Below are 14,491 nucleotides of genomic sequence, written 5' to 3'. Positions count from 1 at the left end.
GCTGGCAACGGCTTGCTGCATTACTGCTTCAACGTTTGCCCAGATAAAACCTGCCAAAATAAACCTGTCCCTTTTTGGTAGGTTAGATGGTGAACTCGGCGAAGTTGCGGTCGCCGCCTGCGGTGCCGGTGTCGCCTGTTGCGGCTGCCGGCGCCAGCGCGTCGCCGCCGACGCTTTGCAGCAGCTCGGCCACATTTGCATCGGGGTTCTGACACAGGATATCGAGCAGCTCGATAAAGTCACGGATAACCTCACGCGGCGTCAAGTGCGTATCGGCTCCCACGCGGCCGAACTCAATCTTGAGAAAGTCCACCAAGTCGTTTTCGGCAAGCGTGGGCGTCCAGCCAAAGTAGCCGGCATGGATCTGCATGAGTTTTTCGATGAGCACCAGTAGCTCCTCGTAGGTGAGTGGCTGCAGGCGGATGATGGGCGCGAGCATGTCCTTAAGGTCCTCGCGCGCAAAGCGACCCTGAGCGAGTCGGCTGCGCAGAGCCTCGTAGGAGAACACGCCGCGGCGGCGGTCTTCGATGGAGGTTGGCGTGCCGCCCATGATCATGCCCAGGTACTGTGCCTTGCCCTGAAGTGTGTCGTTGTACATGGTCAGGATCTTCTCGTAGTTGTACTGGCGCGTGATGGCATTGGGAATCTTATACAGATTCACGAGCTCGTCGATGAGCACCAGCATGCCCTTGTAGCCACTGCAAACCAAAAAACGCGCGATGAGTTTGACGTAGTCGTACCAGTCGTCATCGCTGATGATGGTCGAGGAGCCCAGCTCGGCGCGAGCCTCGCTCTTGGTGCGGTACTCGCCGCGAATCCATTTGGTCACACGGCTCATAGCTTCTTCGTCGCCCTCGGATACGGCCGCACGGTAGCGGCGGAGCATACGGGTGAAGTCGAAGCCGTGGACCATCTCCTCGAGCGGGGCCAGTTGGGCATTGACGACCGACTCGTCGACGTCGGCACACGAGGCGACCCAGCGATCCAGAATAAGGTTGAGCGCACCGCCCTCGGGGCGCGTCTTGGTCGATATATTGCGGATGAGCTCGCGGTAGGTGGCAAGGCCCTGTCCCTGACCGCCCTGCAGGCGGCGCTCGGGCGACAGGTCGGCATCAGCGACGACGAATCCCTCGCCCATGGCGTGCGTGCGGATAGTCTGGAGCAAAAAGCTCTTGCCGGCGCCGTAACGACCGACCAGAAAGCGGAAGCTCGCGCCACCGTCGGCGATGAGACTCAGATCGGTGAGCAGGGCGCGGATCTCGACCTCGCGTCCTACGGTGATGTAAGGAAGGCCGATGCGCGGGACCACGCCGCCCTTGAGCGAGTTGAGAATGACGGCAGCGACGCGCTTGGGCACGCGAGGTGCTGCGGATGCGGTATCACTCATGGTCTAGGTATCCTCTCACGTCTGCTTCATAGTCCTCGATAATCTGCGGCCCTGCCGCGCTAAATTCAATTACGGTGTCGCCCACCAGGTCAAAGAGCGCCTCGTTGATGGTATCGACGAGCATGTCCTCGCTCTGCTCCGATTGCACTACCGCCGATTCCGCCTGCGCCGCGTTTTGCTCGAGCAGCGCGCGAAGATAATCTTCTGCGGCGGGGGCGAGTGCGGACGTGATGTCGGCGGGCGCGGCCGTCGCGGGTGTTGGTGCTGGTGCGAGGAGCGGGGCTACGACGCCAAATTGCTCGGTGGAGATGGTCGGCTCGTCATCCTCGTCCTGTTCCATGGGCGCCGCGACCGGCTCGACAATCGCCTCGGTCATGGGCCTGGCTTCTGGCTTCCCAGGGCCTGCCGCCTCGGCATCCTCAAGCGCGTCGTCCTCGCGTTCCTCGTCGATCAAAAGCGCCTCGCGCGTCTGTGCAGCGGCGCTTCGGATGTGTCCCAGCTGGCTCAGGTCGATATCGATCTTGACGGGCTGGTGTGCGGCATCCCACGAAAGCCATGCCACGATCTCATCGTCGATGATCTTGGCCAGATATTTGGGGACCTTTTCTTCCTTAAGGGGATGGGCGGGATCTAGCGCCAAGCGCAAGCGCTGATCACAGGCACGCATCATCTCGCCGAGCTTGCTGCTCTTTTGCCTGCTGCCGTGAATGCGCATGCACTCCCAAAAGCCGTTTTGGCAACGATAGATATGGATGGGGTCCAAGCGATATTCGCAGTCCTCGTGGCGCTCGGGCGCAAAGAACACGGCCGAGGCAAACATGGTGTAGGGCATGGCCGTCTCCTCCCCAAACAAGCTCGCTACGATGCCGGTCTTTCGATGCGTGTCATAGTAGCGCGCCATGCGGACATATACGGCGCATGCCACGTGGCGAAGGTCGCGATGGTGGGAACGGTCGAGCCTTGAGTTATTGAGGTTATACGTGGAGAGTGCATTGATGGCGGCCATGAGTCGCTCCTCGCGCGCCTCGTTGGGCGGAAGGGGGATCGTGGGCTCGGAAGTTTTGCGACGCTTGGGGGCCTGGTCCGACGGCGCCGACGCGGGTACAAGGTCTCGCACTGCATGGCGCAGCTCGATGAGGGCGTTGTCGAATGCAACGGTTTTAGAGTCGTGTAGCAGCTTGGGGTCGAGCCCGTGGAATACAGCGTAATCCTGCAACCACACGCGTGCGAACCGGTCGATGCCGGGCTCAAAGGCGCGATAGGCATCCCAAAAGGCCTTGATCTTGTCAAAGCCGTCGAGCGGATCATCTACGCCAATGCCGCAGATCAATTCGTAGAGATACAGAAAAGCAAATGAGGTTGATGTCTCCTCGATATTGCCACGGCGCACTTGGGCGCGCCAGGTAAAGTAGCCGCGCAGCTGCCGGTCGCTCATGGCGTTGTAGGTAGGAAAGTACGACTTAAAGGTGCCGTTGTAGGGGCAATCGTCCTCGAAGTCGGCCATCAGCAGGCCCTGACGGTAAAAGAGCTCCGCCTCCGATAACCAACGCCCCGCGCCGCCCTTGGGATCATCCTGCCAGCGCGATATCTCGCGCATCTTGCGGTACTGGTCGGGGAGGAAGTTCTGCATCTGACGGCCGGTCTTGAGAATCGGCTCGTCAGCATAGATTTTGTTTGAGAAGCGGGCGGACTGATGGGTCCGGGCCTCGGCCATAATGCGCTCGATGAGCATCTTGACGTCTTGGTCGGCCACCGCCCTCTCCTCTCCCTATACGGTGTCGGTGACCTCATATCATAGCACAGCATCAAACAGATGTTCGAGATACTGCTATGTAGATAGACTTAGAACAGGAGGGCGTAGATGACGGCTATGACGACGGCGGGGAGCATGTTGGCCGTGTGGAAGGTCTGAGGTCGGATAAGGTTGACGCCGACGCAGAAGATGAGCATGGACCCCACGAGTGAGAGGCTGTCGAGGGCCGCAGCGGTCATGATGGGGGAGAGCGCACCGGCAAACAGCGTGATCGTTCCCTGGAACACGGCGACAGGCAGGGCCGAGAAGATGCAGCCGCGGCCGAGCGAGGCCGTCATGGTGCAGACGATGATGCAGTCCAGTGCACCCTTCAGGGCGAGCGTGGACCAATCGCCGAGCAGGCCGTCCTGAATCGATCCCACAATGGCCATGGCGCCGATGCACACGGTGAGCGATGCAGAGACAAAGGCGTTGGTGAACTCGTTGTCTCCCTCGCTGCCGGTTTTGCGCTTGAGCCATTCGCCAAGGTTTTCGATGGCGGCCTCCAGGTTGATGGCCTCGCCGATAAGCGAGCCGAGCGCAAATGAGACGATCAACATGGTGGTGCCGGTGGTCGACAGGGCGCCGCCGTCGATGACGAGCATCTTTTGCATGGTGCCGCCCAGGCCGATAAACAGGACGCACAGCCCCGATGCTTTCATGAGCGTGTCTTGGATGCGCGGTGTGATAAAGCGACCGCCCGCTAATCCCAAAAGACCGCCCGCAATCAAAAGCACAACGTTGATGATTGTTCCCAAGCCCGGCATGAGCCCTCCCGTATTGATGCCAACGTGGCAATCGTAGCAGAACGGAATGCGAGGCACATCGCGACTCATCTAATACGTTATATAAGTGGTATTAGAAACGACGCGCAGCATTTAAGCCTCAGGTAGTTGTCGGGACATAGGGATAGTAGTCAAAGCGCAGTGTCATAAGTCGCTGCGGGGATTCAATAGCCGCGGCGATGATATTGGCATCGCGGGCTCGATCAAACCCTTCGAGTTCGATCTGATACGAGACGTCTTGCATAATGTCCAGACGCCGCCAGGCCAGGAGCGTGTCGCCATCGAATTCCAGGGTCTTGCTTCCGTCTGGGGCAACGGCGTATAGACGCAGCTTGGCGGTAGTTGCAGGGTCGACAACCGTGATCTTTTTAATTTCGTTTCGAGTATTCTTAGCACCCAGCAAGGTGAGCAGTGTCGGGGCCACAACCTCGCCCGATGGCAAAAAGACGACCTCGACGGACTCGGGAAATGCGATGATGGCCGACTTGCGGACGGGCTGATTGGCGGCGGCAACTTCGATGTTCGCGGCATCGATAATCTCTGTGTGGTCGAGCGCGGCAAGCACGCAGCAGTTGCCCTCATCAATCTCTTGGGGATCGGCAAGCCCTAGGCTGTCCGCGAGCTCGGAATCGTTTGGATTGGCAACGGTTTCGTCCGGTGTTTCGAAAGAAGCCGGGACGCTGTTTGTCAGCGCCAGCGTGTCGCCTGCACCCGCTTCTTTGTCTGCGCCTTCTTCTTTTATGGCTGCGTTGCTGGGTCCTTCGTTTGAGGGAAGCGTCTTGGCTCCAAGCGCGGAGGGGACAATCCCGACGGCCCCAGATCCGTTCCACTCCATTTCAAGAAGCGCCGGGTCGGCGAGAATGCATTGCCTGCCTAGCGCGTGGGCATCAATCTCAATGGGGCCTGCTTTCGTCCCTCGCGTAAGGCTGAGTGCCCCGGCTGACTTCTCGAAATGAATGTCTGTGTCTTCGGTGCTGACGGCGTAGAACAGCAGGGACGCTTCTCCCGCCGCGATGGCATCGGTGCCGGCCTTGGTCAGCCGCAACGATGCCGTGAATGAGAGGGTGGGCTGCGCATCGTCTGCATTCGCGGCGGCGCAGCCCAGACATATGCCGCCTCCTTTCTCGAAAAACGTGCTGTCGAAGGCGACCTTCGCTCCGTTCGCCGAGTCATCGATCGAAGCGATGTCGATGCGCAGCTCCAAATCGCATGGATCGTCATCTGCATCAAGCACAACCGAATGCCATGTGCAGACGGCACAACCTGCCTGGGATTCGTTTTCCTTATTCGAGCGCTCGATATCCACGACTATCGAGGCGTCCGTATTCCGGCGAAGGCATCCCGAGGTCAGGATCGTGGCCTGCTTGAGCGAAAATCGCTTGCACATGATGGTGCTCGACGGGTCTGGTGCGGGGCTTAGGGCTACCGGCAAGGAGTCCGCCATGACGGGGGTCGCCCAAGCGGCGACAGGCATTCCGGTTGCGAGCGCGCCGCAGAGTGCGACGACGGGCAAAAGGTTTTTCGATGCCATGGGGTCTCCTTACCTAATTATGTGTGACCTGTCTGTGTCTGGTTACTGGCTGCGTTTAATGTGCAGGCCGAGTCCGGCGGCCCCCGCGCCTGCCACAGCGACGCTTGCTGCCAAGAGCTGCTTTTCGTCGCCCGTTTGCGCCAATGGTTCCTGGTGGTCACCGCGGTCGAGCCCCGAGAGGTCGACCGTCACTTGCGTGGCGGCCTGCGCCTGCTCTTGTTGGGCAAAGGCTGCTGCCGGCGCGAGCGCCAAGATGCCGACGATGGCGACAAATGCGATCGCCTTATGCCGTGTGCGCACCGGGCTCGACCGTCCAGGTGATCGTTGCAACCTGATCGCCTTCGCCGGTTGCGTGGAAGATATCGCGTGTGACACGGGCGACGTTTCCGCTCGTCTTGAGCTTGATCTTGTCCGAACCGCCGGCAATACCCTGGTAGCCCATGTCAAAGGTTGCGTTCTTGGAAAGATCGATTCCAGTTCCCTGCATTGCGGCGCTGGCGTCTTGGAGCGCGCCATCGGGACCGACCTTAAAGTCAATGGAGTTCTGAGCGGTCCCGGCCTTGGCATCGGCGGCAATGGTCCAGGTGTTCATGGCGTCGATCTTCATGTTGGTGACATGGATGCCGTAGGCCGAAAGGTTGTCGATGGTGGTCGCGTCTTCTGAGGGGCCCTGAAGCGTGCCGTCGGCCTTGGCGACGAACGGAATAACCGTCGGAACTTTGAAATTAACGTTGTCGATCTCGGTTCTGACCATTACCTTCGTGGTTCCAACGCGCCCGGCTGCCATGGCTGGCGTCGGGGAGGCGCCCATTGCAAGCGCGAGCGCCAGTCCTGCGCCCACGACGAGTGCTCTGGCTCCGTTCATGTTCCTGGTGATGTCCATGGTCGTTCCTTTCTATTCGCCGCGGGCCGTCCCCGCGATGATTGGACGAGTGTTGGTGGCCGCGCGCAATGACGCAGCGGGCGTTAGGGGTTAGTTCTCAGCCTGTTCCACCCGGACCTTGACGCGCGTCGGATTGCCGTGGTTGTCATGGGTCTTGGTGTCGAGTGCCTGGATTTCGATATACGCTTCACCTTCCTCGATGTCGCCGGCGGGACACGTCTCGACCGTCTTGCCGGTTTCGACGATGCCGGACTCATAAATGGTCTCGTCGTTTTGAATGACGCGGAATCGCTGGGGGAACTTGTTGTCCTGGACGTTTTGCACGTTGACGCGCAACTTGCCGCCTTCCTGCAGCTGGGCGACCGGCGCGACCGAGATCGTCATCATGTTGTCGCGGACAATGGCGTCGAGCTCATCTTGAATTTCTTGGCGCGATTTGCCCTCGGCCGTCGTGACCGAGGCGCCCGCTTCGGGTACGGGCTGCGACTGCCAGGCGTACAAGCCTACGGCGACGAGGGCGCAGACGATAGCCAAACAGATAGCGATGAGTTTCTTGCGATGTCCCTGACTCGCGAGTTGGGGCAACTTCTTCGTGCTCATGCGGCGTCCTTGGCGGTGTAGACGCGTGCGAACGTGGACGGGTCCGCTCCAAAGAGCATGTGAAGCATCAGGCGGCGCGAGTAGACAAGCTCATCGAAGTCGGGAGGGAGCTCGATGTCGTGGATGCGTGCGATGTGGTGGGCGAGTGCCGAGAACGACTCGGGGTCGCAGATCACATCGGTAGTGACGTGGTAGACCGTCGTGTCGGGGAATGCCTCTTCTTCGAAAGGCAGGAGATGGGGATCGTCGTCGACTTCGATGGCGACGCCGTACTGGGGCCAGTAATATGCCATGGGAACCTCCCTGCTTCTGGGGCCAAAACTTCCATTGGTTTTGGCTGTCGATGCCGACCGTATCAGCCGCTACTTGACCAAAAGCTGACCAAATGCTTGACGGATTTGCATCGCCGCAGGTAGCAGGTGGTAAAAAATACTTCAACATTTTTCGAGTGCCAATTTCGCGATCGTTGGTGGCGAAGCGATATGTGTCAAAAACATCGCCTGCCGAGATCTAGCAGCCGCTCGCCGAATTGCACGGACGTAAAAATCCTCAATTATGGAGACGGTCTCGAACACGTCAACGAAACGATGCGGTAACATCTCCCTGCAAACACTGTAGTTAGCTAAAGGGGAGTTCTGCATGTCTGCAACCATCAAACCCTTCACCGATGAGTTCGAGGAATACGGCCGCGACGAGTCTCGCTCGTCGGGCGAGGCCTCGAGCATCTCGTTTCCAACATCGGAAGACGAGACGCGCGCCATCCTGCGGCAGCTCCATGTCGACGGTGTCCCGGTGACTGTCCAGGGCGCTCGAACGGGTCTCGCTGCCGGCGCCGTGCCCCATGGCGGCCACATCCTCAACACCTCCCGCATGAATCGCTACCTGGGCCTTCGCCGCGATGAGCAGGGACGCTTTCTGCTTCGCGTGGAGCCGGGCGTCGTGCTGTCTGAGCTGCGCAAGCAGCTGGGCAAGAAGGTACTTCCGACCGCAGGTTGGGACCAGGCTTCGCTTAAGGCTTACGAGGAATTCCAGGAAGCCCCCGAGCAGTTCTTTCCTACCGATCCCACCGAGGCATCTGCCTGCCTGGGCGGCATGGCGGCATGCAACGCTTCCGGCGCCCGTAGCTACGCTTATGGCCCCATGCGTCCGCACGTTACGGGCCTTCACGTCGCGCTGACCGACGGTGACCTGCTCGAACTTCGGCGTGGCGAAGTTTTTGCCCAGGGCCGCCACCTGTCATTCGTGACGGCGGAAGGTCGTGCGCTCGAGCTTGATCTTCCCACCTACACCATGCCCAAGACCAAAAATGCCTCAGGCTATTTCGTCGCGGACGATATGGATGCCATCGACCTCTTTATCGGTGCCTGCGGAACGCTCGGCGTCATCACCGAGCTCGAGATTACCCTGCAGCCGGCACCGGCGGTCGTATGGGGTGTGAGCTGCTTTTTCGATAGCGAAGACAAGGCCGTGTCCTTCACCGATTCCGTGCGCCCCGTCCTGTCCCACGCGGCAGCCATCGAGTATTTCGATGCTGGGGCTTTGGATATCCTGCGCCGCCAGCGCGAGCAGTCGACGGCGTTTTCTTCGCTGCCGGCGCTCGACAAAGACGCCAAGGTCTGCGTCTACGTGGAGCTCGACTGCGATGACGAGAAGCAGGCGACTGAGGAACTGTATCACCTGGGATGGGTGCTGGAGCTTGCGGGCGGCCGTGACGATGCGACATGGGTCGCGCGCACCGAGGTCGATCGCGAATGCCAGCGATTCTTCCGTCATGCAGTGCCCGAGAGCGTCAATATGCTCATCGACGAGCGCCGCCGCACCGACCCCACCATTACCAAGCTGGGCTCGGACATGTCGGTGCCCAACGCACGCCTGGCCGACGTTGTCGCGCTCTATCGCCGCACGTTGGCCGAAAGCGGGCTCGAGTCTGCCGCTTGGGGGCATATCGGCAACAACCACTTGCATGTAAACATCCTGCCGCGCGATGCGCAGGATTACCGCCGCGGCGGCGAGTTGTTTGCCCAGTGGGCCTCCGAGGTCACGGCTATGGGCGGCGCCGTCTCCGCCGAGCATGGCGTCGGCAAGATCAAGGCGGGTTTTTTGGAAACGATGTACGGCCACGAGGCCATGGTTGAATCGGCGCGGCTCAAGCTGCAACTTGATCCTGCCGGGCAACTGGGCCGTGGCAACCTGTTTTCGGAGAAGCTCTTGGATGAACTCGTCCAGAAAGGGGGCGCGTAACCATGGGCGATTTCCGTATGGTGGTGTGCGTCAAGGCGGTGCCGGGTAGCACCGAGGTCAAGATGGACCCCAAGACCAATACCATCGTTCGCGATGGCAAGCAGGCAGTCATCAATCCCTTTGACGCGAGCGCTCTGGAGTGCGCGCTGGCACTTAAAGACGACTTTATCGGCTTTGGCATGGATGCTCGCGTGACGGTGGTGTCGATGGGTATTCCCGCGACCGAATCGCTGCTGCGCGACTGCATCGCACGTGGCGCCGACGACGCGCTGCTGCTAACCGATCGCGCCTTTGCAGGTGCCGATACCCTGGCCACCACCTATGCCCTCAAATGCGGCATCGAGGCGCTTGACGAGGACTTCGATCTGCTTATCTGCGGCAAGATGGCGGTGGACGGCGATACGGCACAGATCGGCCCCGAGCTTGCCGGCGCCTTCGAGATTCCCTGCGTGACCGACGTGAGCTGCGTGCAGAGCGCGGGCTTTACGACGCGTGGCTCACTGGCGCTCGTCCACGGATGCGATGCCGGTGAAGAGACGGTCTATCTTGAGATGCCGTGTGCGATGACGACCGCCAAAGAGATCGGTCAGCTGCGCATGCCGAGCATCGCCGGTATTCGTGCGGCCGAGGAGGCGGACGTGCGCGTGGTCAGTGCTGCCGACGTGAATGCCGATCCCTCGCGTTGTGGCCTTGCCGGATCGCCGACGCAGGTCGTCCGCTCGTTTGTGCCCGACCGCGACCAAACGTGTGAGGCTGTTGAGGGAACGGCGTCCGAGCAGGCGGCAAAACTTGCAAAGATTATCGAGGGGATGGCATAGATGAGCGGACTGATTATCGATAGCGAAGCCTGTATCGGCTGCGGTCGCTGCGTTCGCGCCTGCGCCTCGAGCGGCATTGTGGTGGAGGGCGAGCGCCCCAACCGCTGTGCCCGCGTGACCGACGGCTGCGTTCTGTGCGGCGGGTGCGTCGATGCCTGTCCTGTCAACGCTATCTCGATCGAGCGTGACGAGGCCGCCGGCGCGGCGGACCTTGATGCATTTCGAGACATTTGGGTATTCGTGCAGACCGACGAGCACGATACGGTGGCTCCCGTGGCCTATGAACTCATGGGCAAGGGCCGCGAGCTTGCCGATGCCCGCGGCTGCCGTCTGGTGGCGCTGGTCGGCATGGGCCCCGAGAGCTCACTTGGGGAACTGGAGCATCTGGTCTGCGCCGGCGCGGATGAAGTTATGGTCTGTCGCGACGAGCGCCTGCGTCAAAACGACGCGGAAGTCTACGCTCGTCTGATCTGCGATTTGGTGGCCGAGCGCAAGCCCGAGGCCATTCTGTACGGCGCGACCGCTTTTGGCCGCGAACTGGCACCCGGCGTTGCCGTGCGTTTGCAGACGGGCCTTACGGCCGACTGCACCGTGCTTTCGATGGATACGGAGACGGGGCTGCTGCAACAGACGCGTCCGGCGTTTGGCGGCAACCTGATGGCCACCATCGTCTGTCCCAATCACCGTCCCCAGATGGCGACGGTGCGTCCCGGCATCTTTAAGGCGCCCGATTTTGACTATGGCCGTTCCGGCACGATCACCCAGGTGACGCTTGCAGAAGACGCCAAGGCCCGTGTCGAGATCTCAATCCCTGCCGAGGAGTGGGGACAGCAGGCCTCGATCGCCGATGCCGAGCGCCTGGTTGTGGTGGGCCGCGGCATCGGCTCCAAGAAAAACCTGCCGCTGATGAGAAAGCTTGCCGAAGCTCTGGGCGCCGAGCTTGGCTGCACGCGCCCTGTCGTGGAGGCCGGCTGGTTGGAGTACCGCCATCAGATTGGCCAGACGGGCGTATCCGTTTCGCCCAAGCTTCTCGTGAGTATCGGTGTCTCGGGCGCCATCCAGCATCTTGCCGGCATCGGTGGGGCGGAGCGCATTATCGCCATCAACGAGGACCCGGATGCCCCCATCTTTGGCGCCGCCCAGTACAAGGTTGTCGGCGACGCCGTCGAGGTCGTCGAGGAGCTGCTGGCCCAGCTTGAGCGCTAGGCACGCGCCAGCCAGTCGCGCATCTCGCCCTTTAGGCGCTCCCAGGTCGCTTGCGTGGCGGGATCGGTGAAGGGCCGCGTAATGCCAAAGGGCGCGTCGAGCAGGCGGTAGATATCGCCCTGCTCGCGCGCCAGAGCACGGCTTGCCGAATAGACGAGCTCAAACATAAAGCAGATGAGCCCTACCAGGAAGTCTGCGGGCTCGTTGCGCTCATCGCGTGCAACGCAGCGATGCTCGTCAAAGACGGCGAGTGTCGGCGCCGAGAAGTGACTGGCAAGAAACGTATCCTCATCAACTTTGAGGATGGTTTCGACGGTGCTGTCGGCGATGGTGCGCATAATGTCGATTTTATCGCCGTCGCGCACGATATCGCAGAAGCGCCGTGTGCGCTCATTGAGCTGCGCCGGCAGGCGAAAATCGCTGTGATAGGCGATGGTTGCGCGAATGAGCTCGTCTTCCACCGGACCGTCAATAAAGTCGCGGATGCTCGTTGCGGCGGGTGCATCGGCGGGATTCTCGCCAAAGAGGACCTCGACGCCCAGCGCCGCATGGCTCATGCTCTCGGCATCTTTAAAGGTGTCCCAGCGTCGCAGCTGCTCAAAGCGGCCCATATCGTGCAGCAGGCCGCAAAGCCAGGCCAGGTCAATATCCTCTGTCGACCAGTTCTGCTCGCGCGCCACGGCATCGCACGTTTCCGCCACGTGATAGGTGTGCTCGATTTTGAGTGCGATGCGCGGATTGGTGGCATCGTAGGCATCGGTATAGGTCTTGAAGGCCCCGGCTGCCCGCGTTCGATCGATAGCTGTCATAATGACTTCCTAAAAAGTTGTGTCTTTCGATCCGGTGGCAATTGTAGGTGAACTCGGTTGCCGTCGGACGATAATTCTGCCGCATCGTTACATGCGGCTCGGATGCCTTGTCGGGATAAGGAACGTTATGGTGCTCGAAATCGTTAAAACTGTCTGGCCGGTGATGCTTACCTATGTTGCGATAGGCGCGCCGTGCGGAATGATTATGGCGCAGACGGGGATGGAGCCCTGGATGGTCTTTGCCCTGAGTAGCACGTTCGTGACAGGCAGCGGGCAGTTCATGATCTGCAACCTGTGGCTGGCGGGCGTGCCGGCGGCATCGATTGTCGCAAGCGTCGCCGCCATCTCATCGCGCTTTGCGCTCTACTCGGCATCGATCGCACCGCATCTGACGGGTGCCTCGAAGCGTCAAACGCTGGCGGTTGCCGCGACGCTCACCGAGGAGGCATACGGCATCTCGTTGGCTAAGCTGGTTGAGGGGGACGACTGGGGCCCGTGTGAGTCCTTTGCGCTCAACGCGGCCCTCATCGCAACGTGGGGCGTCTCGTGCACGATGGGTGCCGTTGTCGGTGCCGTTATCGATGTCCCCACCGCTATTGCGGGTTTTGTCTGCACTTCGCTCTTTATCTGCTTGCTCTTTTCGCAGCGACTGTCGCGCGGCAATATCGTAGCCGCCGTTTTGGCTGCGGTATCCGTCGCCATATGCAAGTTTTTGGGGTGGACGAATGTCGCCGTGCCGGTGAGCGTGCTCGTCGGTGTTGCCGTGGCGCTCGCGTGCGATGCCCTTACGGATGGAAGGGGTGCCCGCGATGCCCGTTAATGAGTTTTTGGTCCTGTGGCTGTCGTCGTGGGCGGCCATCGCATTCTTTCGCATCGCGCCGGCGTTTGCCTTGCGCGGGCGGACCCTGTCGCCCCGCGTCACCGAGGCCCTGGGCTATATTCCTCCCGCTGCCTTTGCCGCGCTGGTCGCCAACGACTTGGTAAGCCCCGGGGCCTTCGATGCAGGGCTGTGGCCGGCCTTGGTTCCCTGGATTGCGGCTGCCGGCGTCGTGGCGGTGGCAATCAAGACAAAGTCGATGTTGTGGTGCTGCGTTTCGGGCATCGTGCTCTATATCGCCTTGAGTTTCGTGTAAGAGCAAGGCGCGCTTGCCGCCTTGGCCTAACGAATCGAATTTCTCATCGAGCTGGTCTGCCTCTTCTGGTACCATGGTCAGACTTTACTGTAGCAAAGCATGACGTGGGCTTTTGTTCCCCGTCAGCGGAAATGGGGGTTTCATGGCACAGGAAGTAACCGCCAACGAGCAAAAGAAATTCAAAGTCCCGCGTATCCCGGGCGACATCATGATCTATCCCATGATCGTCGGCCTTTTGCTCAACACCTTCTGCCCGCAGGTCTTTGAGATCGGCGGTTTCTTTACGGCTGCTTGCCGTGGCGGCTCCAACACCATCGTTGCCGCGATTCTGCTCTTCGTGGGCGCCGGCATCAGCTTTAAGTCCACGCCGGGCGCTATCAAGACCGGCATCGTCGTGCTGATCCCCAAGCTTGTCGTCGCGGCGGCTCTCGGCTTGGGCGTGGCGTATTTCTTTAACGACAACTTCCTGGGCCTGAGTTCCGTGTCTATCATCGGCGGCATCACGTTTTGCAACATGGCGCTCTATACGGGCATCATGGGCGAGTTCGGCGATGAGTCCGAGCAGGGCGCCGTGGGCATTCTGTTCTTTACAGCCGGTCCCGCCGTCACGATGATCATCCTCGGCGTCTCGGGTCTCGCTAACATCCCGCTGGGCACCATCGTTGGCTCTATCCTGCCGCTCGTTATCGGCATGGTTTTGGGCAACCTGTTCCCGTTCATCAAGAACCTGTTGGTTCCCGGCACCAATCCCGCAATTGCCGTCATCGGTTTTCAGCTCGGTGCGTCCATGAGCCTGTCGAGCTTCATCACCGGCGGCATCTCGGGCATCCTGCTGGGCCTCATCACGCTCTTTATCGTCGGCCCCATCACCTTTGCCTTTGAGCGCCTGTGCGGCGGCAACGGCAAGGCTGCCGTGGCTTGTTCCACCATCGCCGGTACGGCTATGACCACGCCGGTCGCGCTTGCCGAGGTTGCGCCGCGCTATACCGAGCTTGCGCCCACCGCGTACGCCCAGATCGCCACCGCCGTTATCATCACGGCGATCATGGCCCCAATCCTGACCGGCTGGGTCGACAAGAAGTTCTGCCAGGGCAAGGAAGACCTGTCGGTTGCCGGTGTCGAGGCTATCGAGGAGGCTGTCGCGACCGATATCGACGGCGAGTAGTCGTCTCTGCGAATCAATGAAACGGCGCGTGCAATTCGCGCCATCAGAGCGTCCGAACGGCATCTGTTATCCAGAGCCATTCGGACGCTCTGCTATTATTCCCTTTACCCCTACGGAGTAAGGGGTGTTTGGTGCCCGGGC

At 60.7% G+C, this 14,491-nt stretch carries 15 protein-coding genes; 6 read left to right on the top strand and 9 right to left on the bottom strand.

Annotation, left to right across the window (positions count from 1 at the left end):
- Positions 1 to 82: 82 nt before the first annotated feature.
- The 8 genes from AB5Z14_RS01740 to AB5Z14_RS01705 form a co-directional block, all read right to left on the bottom strand.
- A complete protein-coding gene (locus tag AB5Z14_RS01740; RefSeq protein WP_368130016.1) occupies positions 83 to 1,387 on the bottom strand; it encodes an ATP-binding protein in 1,305 nt (434 codons plus the stop codon).
- Complete coding sequence (locus AB5Z14_RS01735; protein WP_368130015.1) at positions 1,380 to 3,140, bottom strand: TerB N-terminal domain-containing protein; 1,761 nt, start codon at positions 3,138 to 3,140, stop codon at positions 1,380 to 1,382. The genes AB5Z14_RS01740 and AB5Z14_RS01735 overlap by 8 nt, the downstream gene beginning before the upstream one ends.
- Positions 3,141 to 3,229: 89 nt before the next feature.
- Positions 3,230 to 4,015: a DUF554 domain-containing protein gene (locus AB5Z14_RS01730; protein ID WP_368130014.1), complete on the bottom strand. Its 786-nt coding sequence runs from the start codon at positions 4,013 to 4,015 to the stop codon at positions 3,230 to 3,232.
- Between the two features lie 49 nt (positions 4,016 to 4,064).
- The gene (locus AB5Z14_RS01725) at positions 4,065 to 5,495 is read right to left on the bottom strand and encodes a hypothetical protein (RefSeq protein ID WP_368130013.1); all 1,431 of its coding nucleotides are present in this window, start codon (positions 5,493 to 5,495) and stop codon (positions 4,065 to 4,067) included.
- 42 nt (positions 5,496 to 5,537) lie between these two features.
- Entirely contained in the window at positions 5,538 to 5,795 is a 258-nt protein-coding gene (locus AB5Z14_RS01720) for a hypothetical protein (protein WP_368130012.1), read from the bottom strand.
- On the bottom strand, positions 5,779 to 6,378 hold the full coding sequence (locus tag AB5Z14_RS01715) for a hypothetical protein (RefSeq protein WP_368130011.1): 600 nt from the start codon (positions 6,376 to 6,378) through the stop codon (positions 5,779 to 5,781). Before AB5Z14_RS01715 ends, AB5Z14_RS01720 begins: the two co-directional genes overlap by 17 nt.
- Positions 6,379 to 6,468: 90 nt before the next feature.
- Entirely contained in the window at positions 6,469 to 6,978 is a 510-nt protein-coding gene (locus AB5Z14_RS01710) for a hypothetical protein (RefSeq protein ID WP_368130010.1), read from the bottom strand.
- On the bottom strand, positions 6,975 to 7,271 hold the full coding sequence (locus AB5Z14_RS01705) for a hypothetical protein (protein ID WP_368130009.1): 297 nt from the start codon (positions 7,269 to 7,271) through the stop codon (positions 6,975 to 6,977). Before AB5Z14_RS01705 ends, AB5Z14_RS01710 begins: the two co-directional genes overlap by 4 nt.
- A gap of 346 nt (positions 7,272 to 7,617) precedes the next feature.
- On the opposite strand from AB5Z14_RS01705, the gene AB5Z14_RS01700 reads away from it, so the two are divergent.
- The 3 genes from AB5Z14_RS01700 to AB5Z14_RS01690 are packed head-to-tail and all read left to right on the top strand — an operon-like array spanning position 7,618 to position 11,243.
- Entirely contained in the window at positions 7,618 to 9,219 is a 1,602-nt protein-coding gene (locus tag AB5Z14_RS01700; protein ID WP_368130008.1) for an FAD-binding oxidoreductase, read from the top strand.
- 2 nt (positions 9,220 to 9,221) lie between these two features.
- Positions 9,222 to 10,037: an electron transfer flavoprotein subunit beta/FixA family protein gene (locus tag AB5Z14_RS01695; RefSeq protein ID WP_368130007.1), complete on the top strand. Its 816-nt coding sequence runs from the start codon at positions 9,222 to 9,224 to the stop codon at positions 10,035 to 10,037.
- Positions 10,038 to 11,243 carry an FAD-binding protein gene (locus AB5Z14_RS01690; protein WP_368130006.1) on the top strand — a complete coding sequence of 402 codons (1,206 nt, stop codon included), beginning with the start codon at positions 10,038 to 10,040 and terminating at the stop codon, positions 11,241 to 11,243. It abuts the gene before it with no gap.
- On the opposite strand, the gene AB5Z14_RS01685 is transcribed toward AB5Z14_RS01690, so the two are convergent.
- A complete protein-coding gene (locus AB5Z14_RS01685) occupies positions 11,240 to 12,052 on the bottom strand; it encodes an HD domain-containing protein (RefSeq protein ID WP_368130005.1) in 813 nt (270 codons plus the stop codon). The genes AB5Z14_RS01690 and AB5Z14_RS01685 overlap by 4 nt on opposite strands.
- Positions 12,053 to 12,179: 127 nt before the next feature.
- Here AB5Z14_RS01685 and AB5Z14_RS01680 point away from each other — a divergent pair, with 127 nt between their 5' ends.
- From AB5Z14_RS01680 to AB5Z14_RS01670, 3 genes are all read left to right on the top strand, one after another.
- On the top strand, positions 12,180 to 12,872 hold the full coding sequence (locus AB5Z14_RS01680; protein ID WP_368130004.1) for an AzlC family ABC transporter permease: 693 nt from the start codon (positions 12,180 to 12,182) through the stop codon (positions 12,870 to 12,872).
- Positions 12,862 to 13,185 carry an AzlD domain-containing protein gene (locus AB5Z14_RS01675; protein ID WP_368130003.1) on the top strand — a complete coding sequence of 108 codons (324 nt, stop codon included), beginning with the start codon at positions 12,862 to 12,864 and terminating at the stop codon, positions 13,183 to 13,185. The genes AB5Z14_RS01680 and AB5Z14_RS01675 overlap by 11 nt, the downstream gene beginning before the upstream one ends.
- A 142-nt stretch (positions 13,186 to 13,327) precedes the next feature.
- Positions 13,328 to 14,350 carry a 2-keto-3-deoxygluconate permease gene (locus AB5Z14_RS01670; protein ID WP_368130002.1) on the top strand — a complete coding sequence of 341 codons (1,023 nt, stop codon included), beginning with the start codon at positions 13,328 to 13,330 and terminating at the stop codon, positions 14,348 to 14,350.
- Positions 14,351 to 14,491 lie beyond the last annotated feature (141 nt).

This window comes from Collinsella aerofaciens (genome assembly GCF_040910265.1).
Classification (GTDB): Bacteria; Actinomycetota; Coriobacteriia; order Coriobacteriales; family Coriobacteriaceae; genus Collinsella; species Collinsella aerofaciens_BK.
Note: the sequence above shows the minus strand (reverse complement) of the source record. Positions and strands in the feature narration are given on the sequence as shown.